This window comes from Bradyrhizobium sp. LB8.2, from assembly GCF_040548035.1.
Lineage (GTDB): Bacteria > Pseudomonadota > Alphaproteobacteria > Rhizobiales > Xanthobacteraceae > Bradyrhizobium.
In genome coordinates this window covers 105885-132437 of record NZ_JBEPQV010000017.1, presented here as the reverse complement: position 1 = coordinate 132437, position 26553 = coordinate 105885, and the positions used below count along the sequence as shown (strand labels likewise).

The 26553-nt window shown below is 64.7% G+C and carries 27 protein-coding genes and 1 pseudogene; 15 read left to right on the top strand and 13 right to left on the bottom strand.

Features of this window, described 5'->3' with window-relative positions:
- Positions 1 to 76 precede the first annotated feature (76 nt).
- From ABIB06_RS21385 to modC, 5 genes are all read left to right on the top strand, one after another.
- Positions 77 to 334, top strand: coding sequence for a hypothetical protein (locus ABIB06_RS21385; protein WP_247348676.1), 258 nt, complete (start codon positions 77 to 79; stop codon positions 332 to 334).
- Positions 335 to 456: 122 nt separating this feature from the next.
- The gene (gene mepA, locus ABIB06_RS21380) at positions 457 to 1401 is read left to right on the top strand and encodes a penicillin-insensitive murein endopeptidase (RefSeq protein WP_247348674.1); all 945 of its coding nucleotides are present in this window, start codon (positions 457 to 459) and stop codon (positions 1399 to 1401) included.
- 223 nt (positions 1402 to 1624) lie between these two features.
- Positions 1625 to 2407 (top strand): molybdate ABC transporter substrate-binding protein, encoded by a 783-nt coding sequence (modA, locus tag ABIB06_RS21375; protein WP_354050270.1) that lies wholly within the window; start codon positions 1625 to 1627, stop codon positions 2405 to 2407.
- A 27-nt stretch (positions 2408 to 2434) separates the two neighbouring features.
- Positions 2435 to 3130 (top strand): molybdate ABC transporter permease subunit, encoded by a 696-nt coding sequence (gene modB / locus ABIB06_RS21370; protein ID WP_354050268.1) that lies wholly within the window; start codon positions 2435 to 2437, stop codon positions 3128 to 3130.
- Positions 3131 to 3132: 2 nt separating this feature from the next.
- A complete protein-coding gene (gene modC / locus ABIB06_RS21365; RefSeq protein WP_354050267.1) occupies positions 3133 to 3795 on the top strand; it encodes a molybdenum ABC transporter ATP-binding protein in 663 nt (220 codons plus the stop codon).
- A gap of 55 nt (positions 3796 to 3850) precedes the next feature.
- Here modC and ABIB06_RS21360 read toward each other — a convergent pair whose 3' ends face one another.
- A complete protein-coding gene (locus ABIB06_RS21360; protein ID WP_354069214.1) occupies positions 3851 to 4111 on the bottom strand; it encodes a PepSY domain-containing protein in 261 nt (86 codons plus the stop codon).
- A gap of 177 nt (positions 4112 to 4288) precedes the next feature.
- Positions 4289 to 6082 carry a potassium/proton antiporter gene (locus tag ABIB06_RS21355; RefSeq protein WP_247348664.1) on the bottom strand — a complete coding sequence of 598 codons (1794 nt, stop codon included), beginning with the start codon at positions 6080 to 6082 and terminating at the stop codon, positions 4289 to 4291.
- Between the two features lie 211 nt (positions 6083 to 6293).
- Here ABIB06_RS21355 and ABIB06_RS21350 point away from each other — a divergent pair, with 211 nt between their 5' ends.
- Both ABIB06_RS21350 and map read left to right on the top strand, forming a co-directional pair.
- Positions 6294 to 7610, top strand: coding sequence for a mechanosensitive ion channel family protein (locus ABIB06_RS21350; RefSeq protein ID WP_354050264.1), 1317 nt, complete (start codon positions 6294 to 6296; stop codon positions 7608 to 7610).
- 121 nt (positions 7611 to 7731) lie between these two features.
- Positions 7732 to 8550: a type I methionyl aminopeptidase gene (gene map, locus ABIB06_RS21345; RefSeq protein ID WP_354050262.1), complete on the top strand. Its 819-nt coding sequence runs from the start codon at positions 7732 to 7734 to the stop codon at positions 8548 to 8550.
- A 25-nt stretch (positions 8551 to 8575) separates the two neighbouring features.
- Here the strand turns inward: map and ABIB06_RS21340 are convergent, their stop codons facing one another.
- Complete coding sequence (locus tag ABIB06_RS21340; protein WP_247445392.1) at positions 8576 to 9172, bottom strand: bifunctional transcriptional activator/DNA repair enzyme AdaA; 597 nt, start codon at positions 9170 to 9172, stop codon at positions 8576 to 8578.
- 131 nt (positions 9173 to 9303) lie between these two features.
- Here ABIB06_RS21340 and ABIB06_RS21335 point away from each other — a divergent pair, with 131 nt between their 5' ends.
- The 3 genes from ABIB06_RS21335 to ABIB06_RS21325 all read left to right on the top strand — a co-directional run bounded on the left by ABIB06_RS21335 (position 9304) and on the right by ABIB06_RS21325 (position 11870).
- Positions 9304 to 10248 (top strand): DMT family transporter, encoded by a 945-nt coding sequence (locus ABIB06_RS21335; RefSeq protein ID WP_354050261.1) that lies wholly within the window; start codon positions 9304 to 9306, stop codon positions 10246 to 10248.
- 92 nt (positions 10249 to 10340) lie between these two features.
- On the top strand, positions 10341 to 11054 hold the full coding sequence (radC, locus tag ABIB06_RS21330; RefSeq protein ID WP_354050259.1) for a RadC family protein: 714 nt from the start codon (positions 10341 to 10343) through the stop codon (positions 11052 to 11054).
- A gap of 27 nt (positions 11055 to 11081) precedes the next feature.
- On the top strand, positions 11082 to 11870 hold the full coding sequence (locus ABIB06_RS21325) for a bestrophin-like domain (protein ID WP_247348657.1): 789 nt from the start codon (positions 11082 to 11084) through the stop codon (positions 11868 to 11870).
- A 22-nt stretch (positions 11871 to 11892) separates the two neighbouring features.
- Here ABIB06_RS21325 and ABIB06_RS21320 read toward each other — a convergent pair whose 3' ends face one another.
- Complete coding sequence (locus ABIB06_RS21320; protein ID WP_247348654.1) at positions 11893 to 12213, bottom strand: YMGG-like glycine zipper-containing protein; 321 nt, start codon at positions 12211 to 12213, stop codon at positions 11893 to 11895.
- Between the two features lie 164 nt (positions 12214 to 12377).
- Positions 12378 to 12752: a hypothetical protein gene (locus tag ABIB06_RS21315; RefSeq protein WP_354050257.1), complete on the bottom strand. Its 375-nt coding sequence runs from the start codon at positions 12750 to 12752 to the stop codon at positions 12378 to 12380.
- A 250-nt stretch (positions 12753 to 13002) separates the two neighbouring features.
- Between ABIB06_RS21315 and ABIB06_RS21310 the strand changes: the two genes are divergently transcribed.
- Entirely contained in the window at positions 13003 to 14391 is a 1389-nt protein-coding gene (locus ABIB06_RS21310; protein ID WP_354050255.1) for a peptidoglycan-binding protein, read from the top strand.
- Positions 14392 to 14458: 67 nt separating this feature from the next.
- Here ABIB06_RS21310 and ABIB06_RS21305 read toward each other — a convergent pair whose 3' ends face one another.
- Genes ABIB06_RS21305 through ABIB06_RS21285 form a run of 5 tightly spaced genes read right to left on the bottom strand, consistent with a single transcriptional unit; the run spans position 14459 to position 18833 of the window.
- Positions 14459 to 15151, bottom strand: coding sequence for an AprI/Inh family metalloprotease inhibitor (locus ABIB06_RS21305; protein WP_354050253.1), 693 nt, complete (start codon positions 15149 to 15151; stop codon positions 14459 to 14461).
- Positions 15151 to 16140: a 2-hydroxyacid dehydrogenase gene (locus ABIB06_RS21300; protein ID WP_354050251.1), complete on the bottom strand. Its 990-nt coding sequence runs from the start codon at positions 16138 to 16140 to the stop codon at positions 15151 to 15153. The genes ABIB06_RS21305 and ABIB06_RS21300 overlap by 1 nt, the downstream gene beginning before the upstream one ends.
- Positions 16140 to 16958, bottom strand: a complete 819-nt coding sequence (locus ABIB06_RS21295) for an ABC transporter permease (protein WP_247348645.1) — start codon at positions 16956 to 16958, stop codon at positions 16140 to 16142. The genes ABIB06_RS21300 and ABIB06_RS21295 overlap by 1 nt, the downstream gene beginning before the upstream one ends.
- Complete coding sequence (locus ABIB06_RS21290; RefSeq protein WP_247348643.1) at positions 16955 to 17800, bottom strand: ABC transporter ATP-binding protein; 846 nt, start codon at positions 17798 to 17800, stop codon at positions 16955 to 16957. Before ABIB06_RS21290 ends, ABIB06_RS21295 begins: the two co-directional genes overlap by 4 nt.
- A 10-nt stretch (positions 17801 to 17810) precedes the next feature.
- The gene (locus ABIB06_RS21285) at positions 17811 to 18833 is read right to left on the bottom strand and encodes an ABC transporter substrate-binding protein (protein WP_247348640.1); all 1023 of its coding nucleotides are present in this window, start codon (positions 18831 to 18833) and stop codon (positions 17811 to 17813) included.
- Between the two features lie 133 nt (positions 18834 to 18966).
- On the opposite strand from ABIB06_RS21285, the gene ABIB06_RS21280 reads away from it, so the two are divergent.
- The 3 genes from ABIB06_RS21280 (at position 18967) to ABIB06_RS21270 (ending at position 22552) form a co-directional block, all read left to right on the top strand.
- Positions 18967 to 19773: a creatininase family protein gene (locus tag ABIB06_RS21280; RefSeq protein WP_247348638.1), complete on the top strand. Its 807-nt coding sequence runs from the start codon at positions 18967 to 18969 to the stop codon at positions 19771 to 19773.
- 139 nt (positions 19774 to 19912) lie between these two features.
- Positions 19913 to 20173, top strand: coding sequence for a hypothetical protein (locus ABIB06_RS21275; protein ID WP_354050249.1), 261 nt, complete (start codon positions 19913 to 19915; stop codon positions 20171 to 20173).
- 399 nt (positions 20174 to 20572) lie between these two features.
- Complete coding sequence (locus ABIB06_RS21270) at positions 20573 to 22552, top strand: carbohydrate porin (protein ID WP_354050248.1); 1980 nt, start codon at positions 20573 to 20575, stop codon at positions 22550 to 22552.
- Between the two features lie 21 nt (positions 22553 to 22573).
- On the opposite strand, the pseudogene ABIB06_RS21265 reads toward ABIB06_RS21270, so the two are convergent.
- A pseudogene (locus ABIB06_RS21265) lies at positions 22574 to 22876 on the bottom strand (methyl-accepting chemotaxis protein); the annotation flags it as partial.
- Positions 22877 to 23017: 141 nt separating this feature from the next.
- On the opposite strand from ABIB06_RS21265, the gene ABIB06_RS21260 reads away from it, so the two are divergent.
- Entirely contained in the window at positions 23018 to 24313 is a 1296-nt protein-coding gene (locus ABIB06_RS21260; protein WP_247348633.1) for a hemolysin family protein, read from the top strand.
- 58 nt (positions 24314 to 24371) lie between these two features.
- On the opposite strand, the gene ABIB06_RS21255 is transcribed toward ABIB06_RS21260, so the two are convergent.
- A complete protein-coding gene (locus tag ABIB06_RS21255) occupies positions 24372 to 24611 on the bottom strand; it encodes a PilZ domain-containing protein (protein WP_247348631.1) in 240 nt (79 codons plus the stop codon).
- A 107-nt stretch (positions 24612 to 24718) separates the two neighbouring features.
- Positions 24719 to 26431, bottom strand: a complete 1713-nt coding sequence (locus ABIB06_RS21250) for an FMN-binding glutamate synthase family protein (RefSeq protein ID WP_247348629.1) — start codon at positions 26429 to 26431, stop codon at positions 24719 to 24721.
- Between the last annotated feature and the right edge of the window lie 122 nt (positions 26432 to 26553).

Here is a 26553-nt window from a genome sequence, read left to right as displayed (position 1 = left end):
CTTTTTTGGTTTTCGAGACCCCGAACTCAACTTCACTCGTCCCAGTCGCACTCAGCGACCGCAAGGTGTGGAGCAAGTGTCTGAAAAAAAGGTAATCTTGGGTAGTTCGACGGTTGGACGCACGGACTGGCAGCCACAAGAAGTCAGCCGTTATTGCCCGTTTACAAGGCGCGGCAGCGCCGACGGGCGCGCCAAGCGCATCGCATCGTCGCCATTGGAGAACGAGATGGCGCAAAAATTACGCGCTGCCTTGAATTATTTCCGGGATCGCGCGCGATTGCATGCAGAGCGGAGTGAGTATGCGTCCTCCGCACGAATTTTGGCCAATGCATGAGAGGGTTATCGCGCCGTTAAAAACGACCGGCTCCGCGCGGGGAACTGCGACTTTCGGACGATATTTTGGCCGAACGACTGTTTCTTAACCCCGACGCGGTGTTGGGTTATAAGGTTGCCAGCATGAGTCCCCGCCGCCTCACCCCCCTCCTGCTCGTCATGACGCTCCTGGCCGCCGGCGACGCGCTGGCCCAGGACAAAGGCAGCGTGACCCCGAAACCGCTGCCGCCGCTCACCAATCCCAACGATCCCAGTATCGGCGCCAGGGAGCTGTTCGCGCGAAAGCTGCTGCCGTCGAGGGGACCGGCCCATGTCATCGGCTCCTACGTCAAGGGCTGCATCGGCGGCGCCGAGCAGATGCCGCTCAACGGCGACAATTGGCAGGTGATGCGACTGTCGCGTAACCGCAGCTACGGTCACCCCGCGATGATCGCGCTGATCAAGCGCCTCGCGGCCAGGGTGCACAAGGACGCGGGATGGCCGGGCATTTTGGTCGGCGACATCGGCCAGCCGCGCGGCGGGCCGGCGCTGTCAGGCCATGCCAGTCACCAGATCGGCCTCGACGCCGATATCTGGCTGACGCCGATGCCGGACCGACGTTTGTCGCGCGAGGAGCGTGAGGAGATGTCGGCGGTGATGATGGTGCGGCAGGACCGGCTCGACATCGATCCAAAAGTGTTCACGCCAGGCCATGTGCTGGTGCTGCGAGACGCGGCGCGGGAGCCGGCGGTGCAGCGCATCTTCGTCAATGCCGCGATCAAGAAGGCGCTGTGCCGTGAGGCCAAGGGCGACCGTTCCTGGCTGTCGAAGATACGGCCGTGGTGGGGCCACGACTATCACTTCCATATCCGCATGCGCTGCCCGGCGGGCGCGGGCGAATGCGAAGGCCAGTCCTCGCAATCCGAGGACGAGGGCTGCAAGCCCTCCGATCTCGCTTACTGGTTCAGCGATGGCGTGCTGCACCCCAAGCCGCCGCCGGAGCCACCGAAGCCGAAACCGCCGATGACGCTGGCGCAGATGCCGGCGGCCTGCAAAGTGGTGCTGCATGCGAGGGACGCGAAGCCTTAGCCGGCTGTCCTCCTCGCCTTGCGGGATCGGAGCTGGATCGGACCAAACGTCGGCTTTGACCTGTTTCGCCAGCCTGTTATGGTCGCACCAGCGATCGCTTGCCGGACCGTAAGTCCGGCGGGCTTGCCGGAACAGCGCTTCCGCCGGTCGCAGCCTGACTCAACCAACGCCGTCTTGCGCGCGCCGCCTCGCGTGCCCTGAGCGTGCGCATGGAGCGCTTTCGATGTCCCGCCTTTCCGCGCTTTTTTCGGTTTTGCTCGTTCTGACCGCGAGCCTTTCGCCTGCCGCCGCCGAGCACAAGACCATCACCGTGTTCGCCGCCGCCTCGATGAAGAACGCGCTCGACGAGGTCGATGCCGCCTACACCGCAAAAACCGGCGTCAAGTTCAGCGTCAGCTATGCCGCGAGCTCGGTGCTCGCCAAGCAGATCGAGCAGGGCGCGCCGGCCGATGTGTTCGTCTCCGCCGATACCGATTGGATGGACTACGCGACAAGCAAGAAGGCCATCAACGAGCCGACCCGGGTCAATCTGCTCGGCAACAGCATCGTGCTGATCGCGCCGAAGGATTCCAAGATCGACAACGTCACCATCGCGCAAGGCTTCGACCTCGCAAAACTCGCCGGCGACGGCAGGATCGCGACCGGCGACGTCAAGTCGGTGCCGGTTGGAAAGTATGCCAAGGCGGCACTGGAGAAGCTCGGGGCGTGGCAGGCCGCCGAGCCGAAATTCGCGATGGCCGAGAGCGTGCGCGCCGCGCTGACGCTGGTGGCCCGCGGCGAGGCTAATCTCGGCATCGTCTATTCCACCGATGCCAAGGTCGAGCCAGGCGTGAAGATCGTCGGCACCTTTCCGGCGGACTCGCACCCCGCGATCATCTATCCGGTTGCTGCGACCACGGTCGCGAAGGGCGAGACCAGTGACTACCTCGCCTTCCTGCGCTCGACCGCTGCCAAGACCATTTTGGAGAAATACGGTTTCAAGTACCTGGTCAGCCCCACGACTTAATATCTCCGACGTGATATCTGCGACTTGATGTCCGAGATTTCTCCCGCTGAATGGACGGCGATCCTGCTCTCCCTCAGGGTCGCGATCGTCGCAACGCTGGTCGCAACGCCGTTCGGCATTGCACTGGCGTGGCTGCTCGCGCGGCGTGATTTCTGGGGCAAGTCGGTGCTCGATGCGCTGGTGCATCTGCCGCTGGTGCTGCCGCCTGTTGTCACCGGCTATCTGCTCTTGCTGACGTTTGGACGCCGCGGCCTCATTGGCGGCTTCCTCGCCGATACGCTCGGCATCGTCTTCGCCTTTCGCTGGACCGGCGCTGCGCTCGCCTGCGGCCTGATGTCGTTCCCACTGCTGGTGCGCCCGATACGGCTGTCGATCGAGGCGATCGACAGCCGGCTCGAACAGGCCGCCGAAACGCTCGGCGCGGCACCGTGGAAAGTGTTCTTCACGGTGACGCTGCCGCTGGCGCTGCCCGGCATCCTCGCCGGCATGGTGCTTGGCTTTGCCAAAGCGATCGGCGAGTTCGGGGCCACCATCACCTTCGTTTCCAACATTCCCGGCGAGACCCAGACGATTTCGTCCGCGATCTATTCGCTGATCCAGACGCCTGACGGCGACGCGGCCGCGGGGCGACTGGTGATCGTCTCGATCGTGCTCGCGCTCGGCGCGTTGATCGCCGCCGAGTGGTTCGCCCGCCGCGCCACGCAGCGCCTGCACGGGAATTGACCATGCTGCGCGTCGACATCGAAAAGCAGCTCGGCGAGTTCTCGCTGTCCGCGTCCTTCACCAGCGAGGGCCGCGTCATCGGACTGTTCGGCGCCTCCGGCGCGGGCAAGAGCTCGCTGGTCAACATGATCGCAGGGCTGTTGCGTCCGGATCGCGGCACCATCGTGATCGACGGCGAGACCGTCGACGACACCGCGGCCGGCATTCATGTGCCGACCTATCGCCGCCGCATCGGCTATGTGTTCCAGGACGCGCGGCTGTTTCCGCATCTCAATGTGGCGCAAAACCTCGATTACGGCCGGCGCATGAACGGCCTTGCGTCCGACCCGGCCCAGCACGCGCGCGTCATCGACCTGCTCGACATCGGTGCGCTGCTTGATCGCCGCCCCGGAAAACTCTCCGGCGGCGAACGCCAGCGCGTCGCGCTCGGCCGCGCGCTGCTGTCGAGGCCGCGCCTGCTGCTGCTCGACGAGCCGCTCGGCGCGCTCGACGAGGGCCGCAAGCTCGAGATCCTGCCCTATCTGGTGCGGCTGCGCGACGAGGCCAATGTCCCCATGGTCTATGTCAGCCACGACGTCGCCGAGCTGCGCCAGCTCGCCACGCAGATCGTGATGCTGAAGCAGGGGCGGGTGACGTCGTTTGGTGGGGTAAAGGTGCTGACGTAGCGACGAGGCGGATCGCGTTTCGACGAACCGCCTCGCTCTAACTTACAGCCCGTCACTACCAGCCGCGATCGACGTTGCGCACCTCGCCCGTTCGGGCGTCCACATCGACTTCCATCCAGCGGCCGACACTGTCACGGCCTTCGATCTGCCATTCGTCGCCGGCCAACTCGGTGTGCGAAATGGTCATGACACCAATATCACTCGCGACGTCGAGCGCGGCCTGCATCGAGATCTGATCGCCGGTGTCATAGGCCATCGCCGGGGCCGCCGATCCGAGACCGATCGCGACGACGGCCGGCAAGATGAGATTTCGCATAGGTTGCTCCTGTCAGATACGTTTACGCGGCTAAGAACGAGCGGCGTCGCGGAGCGTTCCGGACACAGGGATCACGAAGGCGCAAATCTTTGGCGGTTGCGGCGATTTGGTGGCGGCTCCTCATTTTCGTCACACCGGGTTCGCGCTAGCGCGCGCTCCGGAGTGACAACGAGATGACTAGACCCCCGCCACCGAGGTCCACAGCTCCGCTAGCTTGCGGCGCAGCGCTTGCCTGCGCGTCAGCGGCGCGGGCGCTTCCTCGTCTTCCGGCAGGCGCAGGCCAACGACGTTGACTCGGCCGCCGGAGATGGAGCGCGCGACGAGCACGATCGGATCCAGCGCAAGCTCGGCGCCCTCTTTCGGCGCGCGGTCGAGATGGACGTCGAAATAATCGGCCAAAGTCAGCTTGCTCTCGTCTTCGCCGGCCTTCACCCCGTAGATCTCCGCGAGCTCGGCGAGCGTATGCTCGCCGGAGACCATGAAGTCGCCGAGCAGATGCGGATCGGGTGCCGAGCTCGGCTGCATGTCGACGAAGAAGCGGTCGAGCGACTCGGCCTTTTCCGGCGGCGCCAGCAGATAGATGTAGTCGCCCGGCGCGATCGGCTCGGCTTCAACCGGCGTCAGAATGTTCTCGTTGCGGATCACCAGCGTCGGCTTGGACCAGGACGGGATCAGGCCGCGGCGGAAATACAGGCTCTTGGGCCGCACCGGATAGCCGACGAGTTGCTGCTCGAGCTGGCCGGGCAGATCGAGCTCGACGCGGCGCGGGCCGCGCTCGGCGCGCGGCAGCGCGACATGAAGCTTGCGCGCGGCCGGCGCCAGCGTCCAGCCTTGCAGCAGCAGCGAGATGATGACGACAACAAAGGCGACGTCGAAATAGAGATATGCTTTCGTCAGCCCGACCAGCATCGGGATCGAGGCCAGGAAGATCGCGACCGCACCGCGCAGGCCGGTCCAGGCGATGAAGATCTTCTCGCGCCAGTTGAAGCGGAACGGCGCCAGGCACACGAACACCGCGATCGGCCGCGCCACCAGCATCAGCACGAAGGCGATCCCGACCGCCGGCAGCACGCTGGCGCCAAGCCGGCTCGGCGAGACCAGCAGGCCGAGCAGCACGAACATCACGATCTGCGCCAGCCAGGTCGCAGCATCCAGGAACGCCACCACCGAATTATGCGCACGGGTCGGCCGGTTGCCGATGATGATGCCGGCGAGATAGACCGCGAGAAAACCCGAGGCATGCATGATCTGCGAGCCACCGAAGATGACGAGCGCCGCAGTCGTGACAAACGGCGCATGCAGGCCCTGCGGCAGCGCCACCTGGTTGAGCGCGACGACGACCAGACGTCCGCCGAGGAAGCCGACGACGGCGCCCAGCACCGCCTCCAGCAAGAACTCCATCATCACATGCCCGGCCGTGCCCGTTCCGAGGGAGATGTATTCGACCAGCATCAAGGTGAGGAAGATCGCGAAGGGATCGTTGGTGCCGGATTCCACTTCCAGCGTCGCGCCGACACGCGGGCGCAGGCGCAGGCCCTGGGTATGCACCAGCAGGAACACAGCGGCGGCATCAGTCGAGGCCACCACGGCGCCGACCAGCAGCGACTCCGTCCAGTTGAGATCGAGTGCGTATTTGGCGAACGGCGCCGTGATCAGCGCAGTCAGAAGCACGCCGACGGTGGCGAGCACCACGGATGGCGCGAGCACGGTGCGGATGCTGGCAAAGCGCGTCTTCAGGCCGCCGTCGAACAGGATCAGGGCAAGCGCCACCGAGCCGACCAGATAGGTGGTGCGGACGTCGTCGAACTGAAGCTGGCCGGGGCCGGAATCGCCCGCGAGCATGCCGATGGCAAGAAAGACGAGCAGCAAGGGCGCGCCGAAGCGCAGTGCAAGCAGGCTCGACAGGATGCCGGCCAACACCAGGACGGCGCCGAGCAATATGGCGAGGCTGACAGAGTCGAGGGAGGCCATCCACCTTCCGGGTACGAATTCGCTGGAATGGCATCCTTATCGTCGGCGGACTCCCGCGCCAACCCATTTTCTCCCGCTCGCGGCAATCTGCCCGTATTTTGCGGCCTTAACGCACTTCACTTAGCGGTGTATCGGTGGCCCGGCCGCTCCCTTTGTGGGATTCTGCGGCGCCCTCGAATCAAATCCTCCCGCCCGCTTCCCGACGAGACCGATGGACATGGACCTCAAAGACTTCATGGAGTTCGTGCAGACCACCCCACGCAGCGTCGGGGCGGAGATCTCCTCACCCTGGTTCTACCTGCAATTCGGCCTGATCCTGGCTGCGGCCGGCATCGCCTATGCCGCGGAAGCCGGGGTTCGCCACCGCGTCGACATGACATCGCTGGCGATGCACTGGCCGCTGCCGCTCCGGCACTTCGCCCGCGTCATGGTGAGCAGCGCCTCGACGGCGGTGTTCACCCTGCTGGTGATCATCTCCCGCGTGGTGATGTATCACGCGACGTGGCCGAGCCGCAGCTATCTGCTGATGGTCGCCGCCAAGCTCGGGCTGGCCTGGCTCGCGATCCGGCTGCTGACCTCGATGCTGCGCAACGCCTTCATCGTCAAGCTGGTGTCGATCACGGCTTGGTTTGTCGCCGCGCTCTCCATCCTCGGCCAGCTCGATGCGACGGTGGATTTGCTGGATTCCTTCGCCATCGTGCTCGGCGGCCTGCGGCTGACGCCGCTGCTGGTGATCAAGGCCGGCGCGCTGCTGCTCATCGCGCTCTGGGCCACCAATATCGCCAGCAATTTCGCCGAGAGCCGGATCAATTCGACCACCGATTTGACCCCGTCGGTGCAGGTGCTGCTGATCAAGATCATCCGCATCGGACTTCTGGCCATCGCAATTGTCATTGCGCTCGGCGCGGTCGGCATCGACCTCTCCGCGCTCGCGGTGTTCTCCGGCGCGGTCGGCGTCGGCATCGGTATCGGCCTGCAGAAGATCGTGGCCAATTTCATCTCGGGGATCATCCTGCTCGCCGACAAATCGGTGAAGCCCGGCGACCTCGTCACCATCGGCGACAACACGGGGCGGATCAGCGCGATGAAGACGCGCTATATTTCCGTCGCCGCCGGCGACGGCCGCGAATTCCTGGTCCCCAACGAGGATCTGGTGACGCAGAAGGTCGTCAACTGGACCTACACCGACAAGAACACGCTGGTGAAGATCTCCTTCGGCACCAATTACGACGCCGACCCGCGGCTGGTCTGCAAGCTCGCCGCCGAGACCGCTGCCGCTCATCCCCGCGCGCAGAAGGGCAAGCCGCCGAATTCTATCCTGACCGAGTTCGCGGAAGCCGGGATGAAGTTCTCGCTGACCTTCTGGATCGCCGACCCCGACGGCATGGACAACGTCAAGAGCGACGTGATGCTGTCACTGTGGGACGCCTTCAAGCGCGAGGGCATCCGGGTTCCCTATCCCGTCCGCGAAATCCGCATCCGCGGCGGCGCCCTGCCGGTGGAAACCACCGTAGAAGTCCCGAATTAGGCCCGCTTACGGGCGCAAGGCAGGCACGTCTGACTTGCATGAAGGCTCGCAATCATTAAATTGGAGCGTGAAATCAAGCCTTTCCGCCGATATCGAGCCCACCCCAGAAGATAGCGCCCGCATGAGTTACGTCGAAGCTTCCGATACCTCCCTGCGCAAGACCGGACAGATCAAGCTGCACGGACCGAGCGCCTTTGCCGGCATGCGCAAGGCGGGAGCGCTGGTGGCGAAGTGCCTCGACGAGCTCACCGACATCGTCGGGCCCGGCGTGCCGACCGAGCGCATCGACCAGTTCGTCCGCGACTTCGCCTTCAGCAACAATGCCTATCCGGCGACGCTGATGTATCGCGGCTACCGCTACTCGACCTGCACCTCGCTCAACCACGTGGTCTGCCACGGCATGCCCGGCGACCGTCCGTTGAAAGAGGGCGACATCGTCAACATCGACGTCACCTTCATCGTCGACGGCTGGTATGGCGATTCCAGCCGCATGTATGCGTGCGGCCCGATCGCGCGCAAGGCCGAACGGCTGATCGAAGTGACGTATGAGGCGATGATGCGGGGTATCGCCGCGGTGAAGCCCGGCGCCACCACCGGCGACATCGGCCACGCCATCCAGAGCTTCGTCGAGCCGCAGGCCATGAGCGTGGTGCGCGATTTCTGCGGTCATGGCCTCGGGCGCATGTTCCACGACGAGCCGAACATCATCCATATCGGCCGGCCGGGCGAAGGCGTGCAGCTCAAGCCGGGCATGTTCTTCACCATCGAGCCGATGATCAATCTCGGCAAGCCGCATGTGAAGATCCTGTCCGACGGCTGGACCGCCGTCACCCGCGATCGCTCGCTGTCGGCGCAGTTCGAGCACTCCGTCGGCGTCACCGCCACCGGCGTCGAGATCTTCACGCTATCGGAGCGGCACGGCGAAAAGCAGATCGGGTGATGGCGGCGCAAGCGCCGACGCGCGCCTATCGCGGCCGGCGGAACGACGACGGCCGCCGCTTGTAGGTCGCGGCAAAGGCATCGTTGAATCTGCGAACGCTGCCGAAACCTGCGGCGAAGGCGATCTCCGCCAATGTCATGCTGGTCTGGTCGATCAAGCGCTTGGCTTCCTGCACCCGCCGCGTCGCTGCGATCTCGCTCGGGCTCGCCCCGGCGTGGCGCATGAACAGGCGAAGCAGGTGGCGCGGCCCGACGCCAAGGGCTTCTGCGAGCTCCGTCATTGACGCCTCATCCAGAAAACCGTCATGGATCAGACGCATCCCGCGCGCCACGGTGCTCGCCGTTCCCATCCAGGCCGGCGACCCCGGCGCCGTTTCCGGCCGGCAGCGGAGGCACGGGCGAAAACCGGCCCGCTCGGCGGCGGCAGCTGTCGCATAGAAGGTGACGTTCTCGGAGCGAGCAGGACGAACCGGACAGACCGGCCGGCAATAGATGCGCGTCGAGCGGACACCGGAGAAGAACAGTCCGTCGAAAGCGCGCGCACGGGCCAGCCGAGCCCGATCGCAGGTTTCCCAGTCGAGATGCGGTGGCAGCGTTTGCCGATGCGCCGAGCCTGTCGCCATTGCGCGATAATAATGCCCGCGCTGCACGCCGAGTAGCTGAAATCGGACTCGATCGGGCGATGAGGTCCGAATTCAGCCAGCCTCTCCCGGCGCTCCGGATCATGGTGTCGATCGCTTCAGGAGCAAATCGCATGAGCATGCAAGGGCAACAAACGACGCGAAGCAAGACCACTCTCGCGCTGGAGATCGGGCTCCTGCTGCTGCTCTCGCTGATCTGGGGCAGCTCGTTCACGCTGATCAAGGTCGCGATCCAGACGATTCCGCCCTTCACGATGGTCGCCGCGCGGGTGACGATCGCGGCCATTATCCTGATCCTGATCGCTCTCGCGCAGGGACACGCCCTTCCCCGCCGAGGATCGGACTGGGCGGCCCTCTTCGTGCAAGGGCTACTGCAAAGTGCGCTGCCCTTCACCCTGATCAGCTGGGGCGAGGCACATATCGCAAGCGGTCTCGCCGGCGTACTCAATGCAACCCCGCCGATGTTTGTGCTCGCGATCGCGATGATGACCATGCGCGGGCGGCTGACCGTCAACGGCCAGAAGATCATCGGCGTCGGTCTCGGTCTCGCGGGCGTCGCCGTGACCATAGGTACCGATGCGTTTGCGGGGATCGGCACGGCCGTTCCGCTGGGCCAGGCAGCGGTACTGTGCGCGAGCCTCTGCTATGCGCTCGCACCGATATGGGGGCAGCGCTTCTCGGGCCGTCCCGCGATCGTCACGGCGGCCGGAGCCATGAGTTGCGCGGCGCTTCTCATGCTCCCGATCGCCGCCGCTCTCGAACAGCCGTGGACACTGCCGCCGCCGCCGGCGCAGGCGATCGCGGCGGTGATCGCGCTCGCGGTGGTCTGCACGGCTTTCGCGATGGTGATCTATTTCCGGCTGATCCACACGCTCGGTCCGCTCGGCACGACAAGCGGAAGCTATCTGCGCGCCGGTTTCGCGGTGGCGCTCGGTACCGCATGGCTCGGCGAGCAATTTACCTGGTCCAGTCTTGCCGGAATGCTGTTCATTCTCGCCGGTGTGGTGGCGGTCACGGTGCCCGCACCAGCGCACGGCGCCAGGAGACCGGCGGGCTGAGTCACCATCTTCAAAGCCAGATGCCAGGGCCTGCGCGCCGTCCCGCAATTGACGGTTGCAAAAGCGCTGGTCCGCGGCAATGCTGGCGGCCGATGCCCGCCAAGTCAGACCACGACAAGAGCAAGCCGGAGGAAGCGCCGCACTATCTCGGCCATCGCGAGCGGCTGCGCGAGCGCTTCTACAGCGCCGGTGCGGATGCGCTCAGCGACTACGAGCTGCTGGAGATGGCGCTGTTTCCGGCGCTGCCGCGGCGCGACACCAAGCCGCTGGCGAAGACGCTCATCAAGACATTCGGCTCGTTCGCCGAAGTCGTCCATGCCCCGGTGGCGCGCCTGCGCGAGGTTGACGGCGTCGGCGAGCCCGCGATCCACCAGCTCAAGCTGATCGCGGCGGCATCGCACCGCGTCGCCAAGGGCGAGGTCAACAACCGCAACGCGCTGTCGTCCTGGAACGAGGTGATCGACTATTGCCGCACCAGCATGGCGTTTGCCGACAAGGAGCAATTCCGCCTGCTGTTCCTCGACAAGCGCAACCAGCTCATCGCCGACGAGGTGCAGCAGACCGGCACCGTCGACCACACCCCGGTCTATCCGCGCGAGGTGATCAAGCGCGCGCTGGAATTGTCCGCGACCGCGCTGATCCTCGTGCACAACCACCCCTCAGGCGATCCGACGCCCTCGCAGGCGGACATCCAGATGACGAAAGCGATCATCGACATCGCAAAGCCGCTCGGCATCTCCGTGCACGACCACATCATCGTGGGCCGAGGCGGCCATGCCAGCCTGCGTGGGCTGCGGTTGATCTAGGCTATCGAATCACATGACAAGGACAGCATGAGCGATTGGCTGCACAATCTGCCACTGCCCTGGATGGCGCTGGTGGTCTTCGGTTTCACCTATCTGGTGGCGATGGCCATCTTCGCGGCCGTCGCGCTTGTCGCAACGGGGGAGCGCGCGAAATCGCTGAAGGCGATCTCACCGGGCATGCTGCCGGTGCTCGGCATCATCTTCGGCCTGTTCGTCGCCTTTACCGCGGCGCAGGTCTGGGGCGACAGCGACCGCGCCGGCGCCGCGGTGAGCCGTGAGGCCAGCGCGCTGCGAAGCGCTGTGCTGCTCGCCGCCGGCCTGCCGGCAGAGCAGGAGACAAGGCTGCGCGGCCTGGTGCGCGACTATGTCGAGCAGGCCGTCACGGTGGAATGGCCGATGATGGCGCATCAGGAGGCGTCGCTGAAGGTGACGCCGCCCGCGCTCGCCGAAGCCTTGCAGCTCGTCGTCGCGATGGCGCCGCAGGGCCGGAATCAGGAGACCGTGCAGCACGAGATCATCAGCGCGCTCCAGCAGGCGCTGGATGCGCGGCGGCAGCGGATCATCGTCAGCCTCGCCGCGGTGAATTCGGTCAAATGGTGGTGCCTGTATCTCCAGGCGGCCTGCGCGCTGCTGGTGATCGGCCTTGTCCATTGCGACAACCGGCTGGGATCGGCGATCGCGATGGGCCTGTTCGCGACCGGCGTCGCGACCTCGGTTCTCTTGATCGCGGCGCACGACCGGCCGTTCGCCGGCCAGGTCTCGATCCGGCCGGAGCCGCTGCTCCAGATCATGCCGGAGTCAGCGGCGAAAAGCTGAGGCGCGACAGCTCGTCTCGATCTCAGTAGCAGTATCGGGGATCGACCGGGACGTAGGAACCGTCCCGGCGCTGCATGTAGCACCCGCGCTGATAGGCGTAGTAGCCGGAGCGGCGGCGTTCGCCCTCGGAGGCGATCGCAGCGCCCGTGCCGGCACCGACGACGGCGCCGATGGCGGCTCCACGGCCCCCGCCGAGCGCGCCACCCACGATCGCTCCACCGACGCCGCCGAGGATGGCACCGCCAATTGCGTCCTGCGCCGCCGCCTCGTGGACCGGCATCGCCATCGCGACCGTCAGACATGCCGCGATTGCGAAACTTCCAATACGAAGACCTCGAAGCATGCTCGCCCTCCCCTGTGGTCAGGCGAGTCATAGCGCCGGAAGCGGATTCGGGCCAGACAAATTGCCGACGCCGCGCCTCATCACGTCATGCGGTGGCGCCGGAGGCGTAGCGCGACGGCGGCTTTAATGATGCCGCCTGCGATGCACGGGCTTGCCGATTCATCTCAAGCATCGACCCAGCGCTGCACGGCCTCGGCGGTGTCGGCGGGCGTGGTGTTGAAACAGATCGCGGCGTCAGGCGCCAGGCGGTGGACGAGGTTGAGCACCTTCTCGAACAGCAGCAGACGCTCCTTCGGCTCGCGCAGGCCCGCGCCGATCACGATGCAGTCGAAGCTCTCGTCGCGCAGCGCCGCCGTGACGCCGGCTTCCGCCGCGGCATCGAGATCGATCAGGCAGCTCGTGACCTCGTAACCGAGATCACGCAGGCGCAGCAGCTGCGCATCGATGTAGTCGCGCACGAGTTCCGGTGTGAGCAGCGGGAATGCGCTGTAGTCCGCATTGCCGGGTTCGATGCCGATCGCGAGGACGCGCTTGGTCATGCAGGAATCCTTGCGGGACTGCCTCGCGTCGCTAACGGAGGAGGGTCCCTGCCGGTTCCCTCGGGGGCGACCGCCTCGATCCCGGTCCCGCCGCTCATTTTCCCGGCGAGGCTGTAACCCAGTTCACACGCGCCGCGCCGGCGGCCTGCCAGATTTGGGAGATCACGCTGCCGTCACGCCCTGATCACGGCACCTGGTTCACTTGGACTGACACGGAGTTGCGATAATTCATTCATTGCAGGAGCGGAAAATGGTCTCATTCGAGAGTTTGAAAAGCGAATACGAGCGGAATTGGGCCAATCTCGAGATCCGGCCTCCACGCCTCTCCGACGCGAACGGGGTCGCACGCAAGGCCATCAACGGCAAGGCGACCTATCAGCAGGTCGAGCGGTTGACCGGCGTCCCCTGGTATTTCGCTGCCCTCTGTCATTACCGCGAGTCCAATTTCGATTTCGACACCTATCTCGGCAACGGCGAAACGCTTCATCGCGCCACGACCGTCGTTCCGAAAGGGCGCGGTCCGTTTGCCACGTTCGTGGACGGCGCCGTGGATGCATTCAGAATCGAAAATTTCGTCGGCGCTCACGACTGGGGTATCGCGCGGATTCTGTTCCGGCTCGAGGCGTTCAACGGCTTCGGCTATCACGCCAAGGGCTGCAATTCACCCTATCTTTATGGTGGTTCGACATTGTATGGCCCGCCCGAGGCAAGGGCCGGCAAGTTCGTCCGCGACCATGTGTTCGATTCGAACCACGTCGATTCCCAGCTCGGCACCGCCGTGATCCTGCATGCGATGATGTCGCTCGATTCCTCGATCACGCTCGACGGCAACCCGCAATTCGCGAGCCGCGTGGAACCGGAGGACGACTCGGCATCGACGATCGTTCTCATGCAGCAGGCGCTCAACAAGCTCGGCGCCAATCCGCCGCTCGACGAGGACGGCATCAGTGGACCGAAGACGAAGACCGCGGTCTCGCAGTTTCAGCAGCGGAACGGCCTGAGGGATACCGGACTTCTCGACGGCGCCACGATCGCCGCCCTCACGCGCACGGCGCAGTCGGGCCCCACCGGACCGACCGGCGATGTGTCCCAGATCATGAAGCGGCTTGAGGACCTCGCACAATTGCTGCGGCCACCGGCCGGCGGCGTGACGCCGGGAACAACGACATCGGGCAACACGCTGCCCGCCACCAACGATCCGATCAGCCTGTTCGAACGGCTCCTTTCCCTCGTCAACAAGACAGCTCCCATGCCAGCACCAGTCACCCCGACCAGCCCCGCTCCCGTCAATCAGTTGAAGCAGGTGGTCGACCTGCTCAGTACCTTGCTCAACAAGGACGGCAAGCCCGTCCTCGGCCAGGTCAACGGCGCGCTCGGCGACACCATCGGCAAGATGCTCGACGGCAAGAAGACTGCGCTCGGCATCGGCGGCTCGCTGATCACGGCGCTGCTCTCTTCGGTGACGGCGAGCCCCAACGCGGGCGGTATTGCCGGACTGCTCGGGACGATCGTGTCCGCCGTGCCTGGCCTCGGCCAGTTCGCGATGCCGATCTCCCTGGCACTCACGGCCTGGGGCGTGCTCGGCAAGCTGGAGAAGTGGGCCCAAGGCACCGCGCCGCCACCGAAGGCGACGACGTAACCTGCGGCCATCCTTCGAGATGCCCGCCTGTGGCGGGCCCTCAGGATGAGGTCGCATTTCGCGGCGCCTACTGACGCAGCATGATCAGGGGATCGGCGGTATCGGGAACGCGCCGCCATTGCGCGTTGTCGTCGGCCTCGAACTGCCAGGCGTCGCCGGCCTTCGACATCAAAATGATCTGACCGCGCTCGAGCCGCCATTGCGTGGGGTTGAACTGCGCGATGGCCGCGTCGCATTTCGGCTTGAGGAAGACCTGGAAATTGTCGGGCCCGGCTTCCGTGTTGGTCAGCGTCAGCGCGCAGACCGGCTGGCCGTTGCTCCGCACCATCGACCAGTCGCCGATCATCTGGTCCATCGACTTCGCCATCGAGCGGGCGGCGGCGAGGTCTTGCAGGATGTAAACGCCCTCGCCTTGCCGCAGGCCCTCGAAGATACCGGCCTCGACCTCGGTGAAGTCGATCACGGCTTCACCGCTCGCATCCTGCATACGGACGATGTCGAGGCCCCTGACGCTCCAGGCGACGATGCCCTTGGTGAAGGGCAGCGCGGCCTTGCAGGCCGGCTCCAGCTCGAGCTTGAAACCCTGCCCGGCTGCCTCGCCCTTCATCGTGACCACGCAGGTCTTGCTGCGCTCGGTGGTCGAGAGCTCCCACTGCCCGACCATTTCCTTCTTCAGGGTCGTCGTATCCTGCGCCTGCGCGAGCGTCGAGGCGGCGACAAGCGCCGCCACCACCCACGAAGCGAGGCGAAGCGCGTTCATCAGCGTCCCTTGAACGGCGTCTCCGCAACCGGCGTCAACGGCGCCTTGCCGGCGAACCAGGACTTGAGGTTGTCGACCACGAGCTGATCCATCGCGTTGCGCGTCACCACCGAGGCCGAGCCGATATGCGGCAACAGCACGACGTTCTGCATGGTCTTGAGCTCGTCCGGCACGGTGGGTTCGGCCGCGAACACGTCGAGACCGGCCGCCAGAATGGTGCCGGACTTGAGCGCCTGGACCAGCGCCGGTTCGTCGATCACGGAGCCGCGCGCGACGTTGACCAGCACACCGCGCGGGCCGAGCGCCTTCAATACCTCGGCGTTGATCATCTTGTTGGTGCTGGCGCCACCGGGCACGATCACCATCAGCGTGTCCACCGCCTTCGCCATCTCGATCAGGTCAGGGTAGTGCTTGTAGGAGACGTCCTTGGACGGATTGCGGGTGTGATAGACCACCGGCACCAGCGAGGCATCGAGCCGGCGCGCGATCGCCTGTCCGATCCGGCCCATGCCGACGATGCCGACCTTGCGGTCGCGCAGCGAGCCGACGCTGAGCGGATAGTTCTGGGTCTGCCAGAGGCCGGAGCGCACATAACGGTCGGCCTTGATGAACTCACGCACGGTGGAGATCAGAAGGCCCATGGCGACGTCGGCGACCTCCTCGGTCAGCACGTCGGGCGTGTTGGTGACGATGATGTTGTGCTCGGCGGCGTATTTGGAGTCGATGTGGTCGTAGCCGACGCCGAAGCTCGCCACCATCTCGATCTTGGGCAATTGCGACAGCGAATCCTTGTCGGCGCGCACGGTGTGATAGGTCACCGCCACGCCGCGGATCTTTTCGCGGGTCGCCGGCGTCAGCCGCTCGAGATCGCCCCGCGTCTCCGCCTTGTGCACGACGAAATGATCGGAAAACCCGTTCTCGAGGATCGGCCGGACCGGCCCATAAATCAGAAGGTCGATCTTTTCGGACGAAATCGAACCGGTGGTCATCAGTTGTCCTTTCCAAGCGCGCTCTCATGCCAGCGCCGTAAAACGAGGTGCGAAACTAGCGCCAGCACCCCATAGATGACAATCCCGGCCAGCGACAGCAACAGCAGCGCTGCGAACATGCGGGGTATGTTCAACCGGTAGCCGGATTCGGCGATCCTGTAGGCGAGCCCGGAGCCGGCGCCGGCCGTTCCTGCCGCGATCTCGGCCACGACCGCCCCGATCAGCGACAGGCCGCCGGCAATGCGCAGGCCGCCGAGAATATAGGGCAGCGCCGCTGGCAGCTTGAGAAAGCGCAGGGTCTGCTGTGGCGAAGCGCCATAGAGCTGGAACAGGCCGGCGAGGTTGCGATCGACCGAATTGAGCCCAAGCGTGGTGTTCGACAGCACCGGGAAAAAGGCGACGATGAAGGCGCAGACCACGACCGCGGTCTGCTGCTCCAGATAGATCAGCAGCAGTGGCGCAATCGCGATGACCGGCGTGACCTGAAGCACTACGGCATAGGGGAACAGTGAAGCTTCCACCCATTTGGACTGGTTGAACAGCAGCGCCATCGCGATGCCGCCGATGCTGGCTGCCACAAAACCTTCAAGCGTGGTCAGCAACGTTGCGGCGAGCGATTGTGACAGCACCGCCCAGTCCTTGATCAGCGTCAAAAAAATGACCGAGGGCGCCGGCAGCACGTAAGGCGGGATGTCCTTGATGCGGACCACGAGTTCCCAGGCGAGGAGTCCCGCCGCGAATACGATGACGGGCAGCACGAAACGCAACGCGCGTTTTGCGCCGGACGGCTTTGCCGCGACGGTCGCTTGCGCATTCATAGCGTCGACTGCCCTGAATAGGATGGCGCCAGCGCGGCCGACACGGTCCGGCAATAATCGGAATAGGCAGCCGAGGTGCGAAACCCCTCGCCGCGCGGCTCGACCGTCTCGATGCGGATGTCGGCCTGGATGCGGCCCGGCCGCGCCGACATGACCACCACGCGCTGCGACAGATAGACAGATTCGAACACTGAATGGGTCACGAAGATGACGGTCTTGCCGAGCCTGCGCCACAGCGCAAGCAAATCGTTGTTGAGGCGGAAGCGCGTGATTTCGTCGAGCGCCGCGAACGGTTCATCCATCAGGAGGATATCAGGGTCGGTGACGAGCGCACGCGCCAGCGACACCCGCATCTTCATGCCGCCGGAGAGTTCGCGCGGAAAGGCTTCGGCGAAATCAACAAGCCCGACGCTCGCCAGCGCCTCGTCGGCGCGCGCGCGCGCGTCCGCCTTCGGCACGCCTGCGAGCCTCAGCGGCAGCCGCACGTTCTCGCGCACGCTGGTCCAGGGCATCAGGGTCGGCTCCTGAAACACGAAGCCGATGCCGTGACCTGGCTGAAAATGACCTGGCTGAACATGGCCCGGCTGCGCCTTGCTCTCCTGACGCGCCAACCGCACGACCCCGGACGACGGCGCGCTGAGCTCCGCGATCAGCCGCAGCGCGGTGGATTTGCCGCAACCGGACGGTCCCAGCAGCGAGATGAACTCGCCCTTGCGTACCGCAAGATCGAGCGGGCCGAGCGCCATCACGCCGTTGTCATAGGCCTTCGTCACGCCGCGCAGGCTGACGGCGAGGGCCGTCAGGCCGGTCTCGACCCCCGCCGTAGTTTTGACTGACGACATCGACCTTGCGCTACGGCTTGCTGGGGCGCAGCTCGACGCCGACGCCCTTGTTGACGAAGCGCAGCGTATAGGATTTGCGGAAGTCGAGGTCCGGCTTCACGACACCCGCCTTCACCATCTTGTTGAAGAAGGAGGTGTAGCGATCGTCGCTCATCGCGCCGATGCCGTTCTTCAGCGACTCGCCGGAATCGACGATGCCGTATTCCTTCATCTTGGCGACGGAATAGGCGAGCAGTTCGTCGGTCATCTCCGGATTGAGCTTCTTGATCATGGCGTTGCCCGCGGAATTGTCGCGGTAGATGTAATTGTACCAGCCGACCATGGAGGCGTCGACGAAGCGCTGCACCAGGTCGGGCTTCTTCTCGACCACGTCGCGGCGGGTCTCGATCAGGGTCGAATAGGTGTTGAAGCCGTAATCGGCGAGCAGCAGCACATTGGGCTTGAAGCCGGCCGCCTTCTCGACCGCGAAGGGCTCGGAGGTGACGTAACCCTGCATCGCGCTCTTGGGATTGGCGATGAAGGGCTGCGGATTGAAATTATAGGGGCGAACGTTCTTCTCGCTGAAACCGTATTCGGACTTCAGCCACTGGAAATAGCTGGTCATGCCCTCCTTGGAGACGAACAGCGTCAGCGGCTTGAGGTCCTCGATCTTGGCGACCTTGGCGTCGGGCTGCGTCAGCATCACCTGCGGATCCTTCTGGAACACCGCGGCGATGGTGACGACCGGGACGTTGTTGGCGACCGCGTCGAACGACATCAGCGTGTTCGCGGCCATGAAGAAATCGATCTTGCCGGCGATCAGCAGCATCCGGTTGTTCTCGTTGGGCCCGCCGGGGACGATGGTGACGTCGAGGCCGTATTTCTCGTAGGTGCCGTCGGCGACGGCCTGGAAAAAGCCGCCATGCTCGGCCTCGGCAACCCAATTGGTGCCGAAGGTGACCTTGTCGAGCGTTTCGGCACGCACGGGCAGGGCCGCGAGAGATGCGGCCACCAAGGCCCCCGTTAACGCTCGCCAGAGATGGATGAGACGCATGATTGGACTCCGTCGATCGTTCCGGCCCATGATAACAAGGCAATCGGGGACGCAAGCCGGCCGAGTCCGCGTCCCCTCCATAACCCCAAACTACGTGACAAATTTGGGCAAAGAAACCTCCAAAGAAACCTTGATGACGCCCTCCCGCGACTGGACCGATATCCGCTGGTCCGAAGCTGGCCTCACCGACGTGTCGCGCTGGATCGCAGTGCTGCCGCTGGCGGCGACCGAGCAGCACGGCCCGCACCTGCCGCTCACAACCGACGTGCTGATTGCGGACGCCTATCTCGCGCGCATGCACGAGCTGTTGCCCGCGAACATTCCGGCGATTTTCCTGCCTGTTGAGCCGGTCGGGATTTCCACCGAGCATATCGACTATCCGGGCACGCAGACGCTGCCGACCGAAATCGCGCTGAAGAGATGGACAGGAATCGGCGAGGACGTCGCGCGGCGCGGATTGAAGAAGCTCGTCATCATCACCAGCCACGGCGGCAACAGCGCCGCGATGATGCTGATTGCTCAGGATCTTCGCGCGCATCACAAGCTGCTGGTGGTGACGACGTCGTGGTCGCGGCTGTCAGCCGCGGACAAGCTGTTCCCGGCCGACGAAGTGCGCCACGGCATTCATGGCGGCGCGGTGGAGACCTCGATCATGCTGGCGCGCTATCCCGATCAGGTGCGCGCCGATGCAATCGCGGATTTCCCCGCGAGCAGCATCGCGTTGGAGAAGCAATATCGCTGGCTGTCGACGCAGCGGCCCGCGCCCTTCGCCTGGCAGGCGCAGGATCTCCACCCGAGCGGTGCCGTCGGTAATGCGACGCTGGCCGTGGCCGCGAAGGGCGAGCAGCTGATCGACCAGGGCGCCCGCGCCTTTTGCGAACTGCTTGCCGAGGTCGATAACTTCGACGTGAACAGGCTCGCCAAAGGCCCCCTCGGCTAGCTCGTATCTCATTGTAATCATTCAGGAAGGATTCGAACTGCGCGACTGAATTCGCGGCCTTCGAACCGGATTCGAGGAGCCTCCGTCCAACTGGGCACGCGGGCCACAACGGACCGCCTCAACCCGGATGGAGTTTCAAATGTCGATCAAGACCAAGATTTTCGCAGTTGCCTTCGCCGCGCTCACCCTGACCGGCAGCGTCGTGGCCACCACCTCGCAGGCGCAAGCCAAGCCGCTCGGCTGGGGCGTCGGTGTCGGCCTGGGTATCGCTACCGCCGCCGTCGTCGGCACCGCGATCGCCGCCAGCAACGATCCCTATTACGGCTATCACCGCTGCGGCTGGGTCGCCCAGTACAACGCCTTCGGCCAGTACGTTGGCCGCGTTCGTAGCTGCTACTGATTTGAGTACCTGAGGCCGATCTCACGTGGATCCTGCGTCCGACACGGGCGCCTCATCCACCCCGTGTCGTGCCCCGACCCCGCCCGGATGTCCCCCCGGGCGGGGTCATCCGTTTTCAGGCCTCGGGAATTTGTTGCAGTCCCGTCACACCGAGGTGCGAACTATCCTCCGCGGCAATCCGCATCAGTTGCTATTGCGAATTAATTGCAATAAGGTTTGCAACGAGCTCAGGGGCTTGGGAAGAAACTGCGCCGGATCGAGATCATCTCGTCCGATCGCGGGAGCACCCAAGACCTGATGACAGGGTCGCCGCGAATCGGCAGGGATATCGCGGCGGGTGGGACACATTCGCGTTTGGGGGCGTGCGTTTTGGCGTTGAGGGGTCACCGACAGCTGTACTTGCGGACGGCCGCGGCGATTGCCTCGGGCGTATTGGCTTTTCCCGCCACCGGCAACGCGGCCGACCTGCCGCTGAAGGCGCCGGCGCTGAAGGCGGTCTACGACTGGACGGGCCTGTATATCGGTGCACACGCCGGCTATAGCCTGGGTTCGTCGCGCTTTGCGCTGAACGACGGCACAGGGATCAACGACAGCGGCGTCTTCAGCGGCATGATCGGTGGCGTGCACGCCGGCTACAATTACCGGCTCAACTCCGGCTGGCTGGTGGGCGCCGAAGGCGATTTTTCGTTTCCCAATTACATCACGTCCAACTCGATCGTCTCCTTCCTGGCGACACCCGCCAACACCGTCACGCAGCAATGGGACTACACCGCGAGCCTGCGCGGCCGCCTCGGCTACACCAGTGGTCCGTGGCTGGTCTATGCCACCGGCGGCTTTGCATGGATGGGCGAGCGCTATTTCGACACGCCGGCCGCAGGTGACGTCCCGAAAATCCTGAACACGCGGCCCGGCTGGATCGCCGGTGCCGGCATCGAATACGGCTTCGCGCCGCATTGGAGCGCGCGAGTCGAATATCTCTACAGCCGCTTCGACAGCGCCAATGTCGCCTTCTCCACGGGCGCCCAGTACACTTCCTCGTCGCTCGATTTCCAGTCGATCCGGCTCGGCCTCAACCGCAAGGTCGATTGGCCGGGCATGCCGAGCTACAACCCCAAGAGTTCGGCGATCAGTTCGCTGATCGACACTGAATCGGATCGCTGGGAGATTCACGGCCAGAGCACTTATCTGCCGCAAGGCTATCCGTCGTTCCCTGCTCTCTACACCGGGCCGAACTCGCTCTCGCCGTCGGCGCAGGCCAAGGCGACGTGGAGCAACAGCCTGTTCCTGAACGCGCGGCTGTGGGACGGTGGCGAGGTCTATTACAATCCCGAGCTGCTGCAGGGATTTGGATTGAACGACACCGTTGGCGCCGCGGGCTTTCCGAATGGCGAAGCGCAAAAGTCGAACTTTCCCTATCCGCATTACAACACCTCGCGCCTGTTCGTGCGCCAGACGTTTGGCTTTGGCGGCGAGCAGGAAGAGCTCGCGAGCGGCCAGCTGCAGCTTGGGCAGAAGGTCGACGTTTCCAGGCTCACGGTGCAGGCCGGCAAGTTCGCGGTGATCGACGTGTTCGACGGCAATGCCTACGCCAAGGACACCCGCAAGGACTTCATGAACTGGTCGCTGTGGGCGCCGGGCGCCTTCGACTATTCGGCCGACAAGGTCGGCCTCACCTACGGCGTCACCGCCGAGTTCAACCAGAAGCAATGGGCGCTGCGCGGCGGTTATTTCCTGATGGTGGCGGAGCCCAATTCAAATCATTTCGACACCAAGGCCGGGGAGCGTGGCCAGTACGTGGTCGAGATCGAGACGCGCTTCTCGCTGTTCGGCCGACCCGGCAAGCTCAGGACCATGGGCTGGCTCGACAGCGCCAATATGGGCAGCTTCCGCGAAACGCTGGACAATCCCGCGCTCAATCTCGACATCGCCCAGACCCGGCGCGGCCGCATCAAGGTCGGCTACGTCGTCAATCTCGAACAGGCGATCACGGACGATGTCGGGCTGTTCGGCCGCTGGAGCTGGAATGACGGCAAGAGCGAAACGCTCGCCTTCACCGATATCAACCGCAGCCTGTCCGGCGGTCTTTCGATCAAGGGCACGAAATGGGGCCGGCCCGATGACGTGATCGGCGTCGGCGGCGCCGTCAATGCCATCTCGCAGGATTATCGCGACTTCCTGGCCGCCGGCGGCCTCGGTGTTCTCATCGGCGACGGCGCGCTCAACTACCGCAGGGAACGAATCCTCGAAACCTACTACGCCTACGCGCTGAACAAGAATCTCACCTTCACCGCCGACTACCAGCTGATCGTCAATCCCGCCTACAACGCCGATCGCGGGCCGGTGTCGGTGTTCTCGGGCCGGCTGCACGGCGAGTTCTGAGCGCTGCCCGCGACGCGTTTCCTATGCAGCGCGGATGGCGTCGAGAAATTTTCCGACCTCGACCTTGAGGCGGCTGCTCTCGCCGGACAGCGACCTCGCTGACGCAAGCACGTTGGAGGAGGCCGATCCGGTCTGGCTCGCGCCGCGCTGCACGTCGACGATGCTGGCGGAGACCTGCTGGGTGCCGCGCGCCGCCTCGATGGTCGCGTTGAGTCCCAGTAGATTGGTCTGGCCCGCGATCTGGCTGATGAGCTCGACCACGTCGCCGATCCGGCCGGCAGCCTTGGCGAGCTCGCCGACATGGTCGTTGGTCGTAGTTGCGCGGGGTGCCGGCGTCGCTAGCGTTCAGTGACGCGAGAGGTTCCCTCGGCCCGGATGCGACAGAATCGTCGGCATTTCTTCCCCGAATACCTATATCAATGCTTGCGCCGCCGTCTGGCCACACTCCATTACCTCGGAACGTCAATGCTCTCCGTCGAACTCGCCATCGTCGTCGTCCTGATCGTCATCAACGGTTTGCTCTCCATGTCCGAGCTGGCGGTGGTCTCCTCGCGCCCGGCACGGCTGTCCATACTTGCCGCCAAGGGCGTACGCGGCGCCGAGCGGGCGCTGACGCTCGCGGCCGATCCCGGCAAATTCCTCTCGACGGTGCAGATCGGCATCACGCTGGTCGGCGTGCTCTCCGGCGCGTTCTCGGGCGCGACGCTCGGGCAGCGGCTGACGCAATGGCTGCTCGAACTCGGCTTGTCCGCAGGGATTGCCGACATCGTCGGCGTCGGCATCGTGGTCACGCTCATCACCTACGCCACCCTGATCGTCGGCGAGCTGGTGCCGAAGCAGGTGGCGCTGCGCGACCCCGAGAGCATCGCGGTCAAGGTCGCCCCCGCGATGCACGTTCTGGCGCGGGTCTCGCTGCCGCTGGTTTTCCTGCTCGATCTCTCCGGCAAGCTGATCCTCTCGCTACTCGGCCGCGGCGGCAAGGCCGAGGAGAAGGTCTCGGAGGACGAGATCCATCATCTGGTCAGCGAGGCCGAAAGCGCGGGCGTGCTGGAATCGGGCGAAAAGGAAATGATCGCAGGCGTGATGCGGCTTGGCGACCGGCCGGTCGGCGCAATCATGACGCCGCGCACGGAGGTCAACGAGATCGACCTGCGCGATGCACCGGAGAACATTCAAGCGACCATCGCGAAGAGTCCGCATTCGCGCTTCCCCGTGTCCGACGGTGACCGTGACAAGCCGATTGGCGTGCTCCAGGCCAAGGACCTGCTGGTCGCCTACATGAACGAGCGCACGCCGGATTTGCGCGCGCTGGTTCGCGAGGCGCCGGGCATTCCCGCGTCGGCGGATGCCCGCGACGTGCTCGCGATCCTGAAGGCTGCGCCGGTGCATGTTGGCCTCGTCTACGACGAATACGGCGCCTTCGAAGGCATCGTGACGACGGCTGACATTCTGGAATCGATCGTCGGCGCCTTCCATTCCGAGGAAGGCCCGCCGGAACCGGCCTACGTCAAGCGCGCGGACGATTCACTGCTGATCTCAGGCTGGATGCCGGTCGACGAGTTCGGCGAGCTGCTCGGCATCGAACTGCCGCCGCACCGCTACAACACGGTCGCCGGCTTCGTGCTGCAGCAGTTCAACCTGCTGCCTGATGTCGGCGACGCCTTCGACCTCGGCGGCTGGCACATCGAGGTGATCGATCTCGACGGGCGGCGGATCGACAAGATTTTGGCGAGCCGGATCGGCGAAGTCGAGACAGGATAAGATGCTGCCTGTCTCCGCGAAACTCGATTACAAGAGAAGCGCTCGCGGAGAGAACCCCTCACCCGAACCTCACGCCGATCCGCTTTTCCTTGCGCCAGACCACGGTGCAGGCGAGATGCGTGCCGTCAACCTGGACGAACAGGGTGAAATGGTCGGGGATGCCGACGGGGCTGGAGACGTCGAGCGCGGCGCCGGTACCGGACAGGTTGCGGACGGTGCAGTCGATCGCGCCGCCGCCGAACTCGATCGTCCCGGCCTTCAGCACGCGATGCCTTGCCTTGTCGCGTCGTTCGTCCATGGAGCCAGTTTACACCCGAAGCTGACACGGACGTTAAGCTGCAACCTCGCTCCCGGGAAATTTACGCGCGGTCAGACGTGGGGCGGTATCATGCGGTGGACCGGCGCCTACTGCGCCGGCTGGAACGTCTCCGTCCGCGCCATCTGCCAGGCGTCCCGGAAGCGCGGGTCTTCGGTGCCTTCGAGCAACTCACCCGGGCGCAGCGACGGGTAGAGCTGTGCGAAGGATTTCACCTGGGTCGTCGAGGTCCGCTGGCTGAAGTGGATCGGGCGCAATTGCTGCGGATGTTCAAGGCCGGCCGCGGCAATCAGCTCGCTCAGCGAGTGCAGCGTCGCATGGTGGTAGTTGTGCACGCGGTCGATCTTGAGCGGCACATAGAGCGCGCGGGCACGCGTCGGATCCTGGGTTGCGACACCGGTCGGGCAGCGGTCGGTGTGGCAGCTCAGCGACTGGATGCAGCCGAGCGAGAACATGAATCCGCGCGCCGAATTGCACCAGTCGGCACCGATCGCCATGGCGCGCGCCATGTCGAACGCAGTGGCGATCTTGCCGGAGGCGCCGAGCTTGATGCGGTCGCGCGCATTGATGCCGATCAGCGCATTGTGGACGAAATTGATCCCTTCGCGCATCGGCATGCCCAGATGATCCATGAACTCCAGCGGCGCCGCGCCGGTGCCGCCCTCGTTGCCGTCGACGACGATGAAATCAGGATAGATGCCGGTCTCGATCATGGCCTTGCAGATCGCCAGAAATTCCCAGGGATGGCCGATGCAGAGCTTGAATCCCGTCGGCTTGCCGCCGGAGAGGCGGCGCATCTCGGCGATGAACCGCATCATGCCTATTGGCGTCGAGAAGGCGCGGTGCGAAGCCGGCGAGATGCAATCCTCGCCCATCGCGACGCCGCGGATCTTGGAAATCTCTTCCGAAACCTTCGCCGCCGGCAGCACGCCGCCATGGCCGGGCTTGGCGCCCTGGCTGATCTTGAGCTCGACCATCTTGATCTGGTCCTGGGTCGCGACGCGCGCGAACGCCTCGGGATCGAAGCTGCCGTCGAGATGGCGACAGCCGAAATAACCCGAGCCGATCTCCCAGATGATGTCGCCGCCCATCTCGCGATGATAGGGACTGACGCCGCCCTCGCCGGTGTCATGCGCGAAGGCGCCCTTCCTGGCGCCGGCATTCAGCGCTCGCACGGCGTTCGGGCTGAGCGCGCCAAAACTCATCGCCGAGATGTTGAACACCGAAGCGGAATAGGGCTTCGCGCAATCCGGCCCGCCGATGGTGACGCGGAATTTCTCATCGGCATGCGTCTTCGGCGAGACCGAGTGATGCATCCACTCGTAGCCCTCGCGGTAGACGTCCTCCTGGGTGCCGAACGGACGCTTGTCGAGCTGCATCTTGGCGCGCTGATAGACCACCGCACGGATGTCGCGCGAGAACGGCATGCCGTCCTTCTCGCTCTCGAAGAAATACTGCCGCATTTCCGGACGAATCTCTTCGAGCAGGAAGCGGATATGCGCCGAGATCGGGTAATTACGCAGAACCGCATGGCCCTTCTGCATCAGGTCGCGGACGCCAAGCGCCGTCAACGCGCCGAAGATCAGGATCGGGATCAGCAGGATGTCGAAGATCTTGCGGTCGGCGATGCCGATGCCGATCAGCAACGCGGTGACCACCGCGCAGATCGTCAGGATGATGAAGCGTGGGGAGAATGGCAGCAGCAGGGTTTCCATGATCCCCTCTTCCGCCAGCGCCAGACGTTTGGGCGATAAGTGCTTGGACGATTCCTGCGTTGTGTTGTCGTCGGCCACGATTCCCATCCTCTCGCCAGCATGAGGCGATACGACACGCCCGCGCCCGTCATACGGATATGACGCGGCCCTTGTTTCAGGCTAGCGAATTCGGGGGAGACAAATCAATCAGCCCGATGGGCGGACTTTTG

Bases quoted from the DNA above. Each gene is read 5' to 3' on its own strand.
- ABIB06_RS21280 (WP_247348638.1), top strand. From the start codon at position 18,967: ATGACGCCCTCCCGCGACTGGACCGATATCCGCTGGTCCGAAGCTGGC.
- ABIB06_RS21255 (WP_247348631.1), bottom strand. From the start codon at position 24,611: ATGGACGAACGACGCGACAAGGCAAGGCATCGCGTGCTGAAGGCCGGG.
- ABIB06_RS21355 (WP_247348664.1), bottom strand. From the start codon at position 6,082: ATGGCCTCCCTCGACTCTGTCAGCCTCGCCATATTGCTCGGCGCCGTC.
- ABIB06_RS21290 (WP_247348643.1), bottom strand. From the start codon at position 17,800: ATGTCGTCAGTCAAAACTACGGCGGGGGTCGAGACCGGCCTGACGGCC.
- modA (WP_354050270.1), top strand. From the start codon at position 1,625: ATGTCCCGCCTTTCCGCGCTTTTTTCGGTTTTGCTCGTTCTGACCGCG.
- radC (WP_354050259.1), top strand. From the start codon at position 10,341: ATGCCCGCCAAGTCAGACCACGACAAGAGCAAGCCGGAGGAAGCGCCG.
- ABIB06_RS21260 (WP_247348633.1), top strand. From the start codon at position 23,018: ATGCTCTCCGTCGAACTCGCCATCGTCGTCGTCCTGATCGTCATCAAC.
- modB (WP_354050268.1), top strand. From the start codon at position 2,435: ATGTCCGAGATTTCTCCCGCTGAATGGACGGCGATCCTGCTCTCCCTC.
- ABIB06_RS21285 (WP_247348640.1), bottom strand. From the start codon at position 18,833: ATGCGTCTCATCCATCTCTGGCGAGCGTTAACGGGGGCCTTGGTGGCC.
- ABIB06_RS21320 (WP_247348654.1), bottom strand. From the start codon at position 12,213: ATGCTTCGAGGTCTTCGTATTGGAAGTTTCGCAATCGCGGCATGTCTG.
- modC (WP_354050267.1), top strand. From the start codon at position 3,133: ATGCTGCGCGTCGACATCGAAAAGCAGCTCGGCGAGTTCTCGCTGTCC.
- ABIB06_RS21340 (WP_247445392.1), bottom strand. From the start codon at position 9,172: ATGGCGACAGGCTCGGCGCATCGGCAAACGCTGCCACCGCATCTCGAC.
- ABIB06_RS21335 (WP_354050261.1), top strand. From the start codon at position 9,304: ATGAGCATGCAAGGGCAACAAACGACGCGAAGCAAGACCACTCTCGCG.
- map (WP_354050262.1), top strand. From the start codon at position 7,732: ATGAGTTACGTCGAAGCTTCCGATACCTCCCTGCGCAAGACCGGACAG.
- ABIB06_RS21310 (WP_354050255.1), top strand. From the start codon at position 13,003: ATGGTCTCATTCGAGAGTTTGAAAAGCGAATACGAGCGGAATTGGGCC.
- ABIB06_RS21350 (WP_354050264.1), top strand. From the start codon at position 6,294: ATGGACATGGACCTCAAAGACTTCATGGAGTTCGTGCAGACCACCCCA.
- ABIB06_RS21305 (WP_354050253.1), bottom strand. From the start codon at position 15,151: ATGAACGCGCTTCGCCTCGCTTCGTGGGTGGTGGCGGCGCTTGTCGCC.
- ABIB06_RS21360 (WP_354069214.1), bottom strand. From the start codon at position 4,111: ATGCGAAATCTCATCTTGCCGGCCGTCGTCGCGATCGGTCTCGGATCG.
- ABIB06_RS21295 (WP_247348645.1), bottom strand. From the start codon at position 16,958: ATGAATGCGCAAGCGACCGTCGCGGCAAAGCCGTCCGGCGCAAAACGC.
- ABIB06_RS21275 (WP_354050249.1), top strand. From the start codon at position 19,913: ATGTCGATCAAGACCAAGATTTTCGCAGTTGCCTTCGCCGCGCTCACC.
- ABIB06_RS21315 (WP_354050257.1), bottom strand. From the start codon at position 12,752: ATGACCAAGCGCGTCCTCGCGATCGGCATCGAACCCGGCAATGCGGAC.
- ABIB06_RS21250 (WP_247348629.1), bottom strand. From the start codon at position 26,431: ATGGGAATCGTGGCCGACGACAACACAACGCAGGAATCGTCCAAGCAC.
- ABIB06_RS21300 (WP_354050251.1), bottom strand. From the start codon at position 16,140: ATGACCACCGGTTCGATTTCGTCCGAAAAGATCGACCTTCTGATTTAT.
- mepA (WP_247348674.1), top strand. From the start codon at position 457: ATGAGTCCCCGCCGCCTCACCCCCCTCCTGCTCGTCATGACGCTCCTG.
- ABIB06_RS21325 (WP_247348657.1), top strand. From the start codon at position 11,082: ATGAGCGATTGGCTGCACAATCTGCCACTGCCCTGGATGGCGCTGGTG.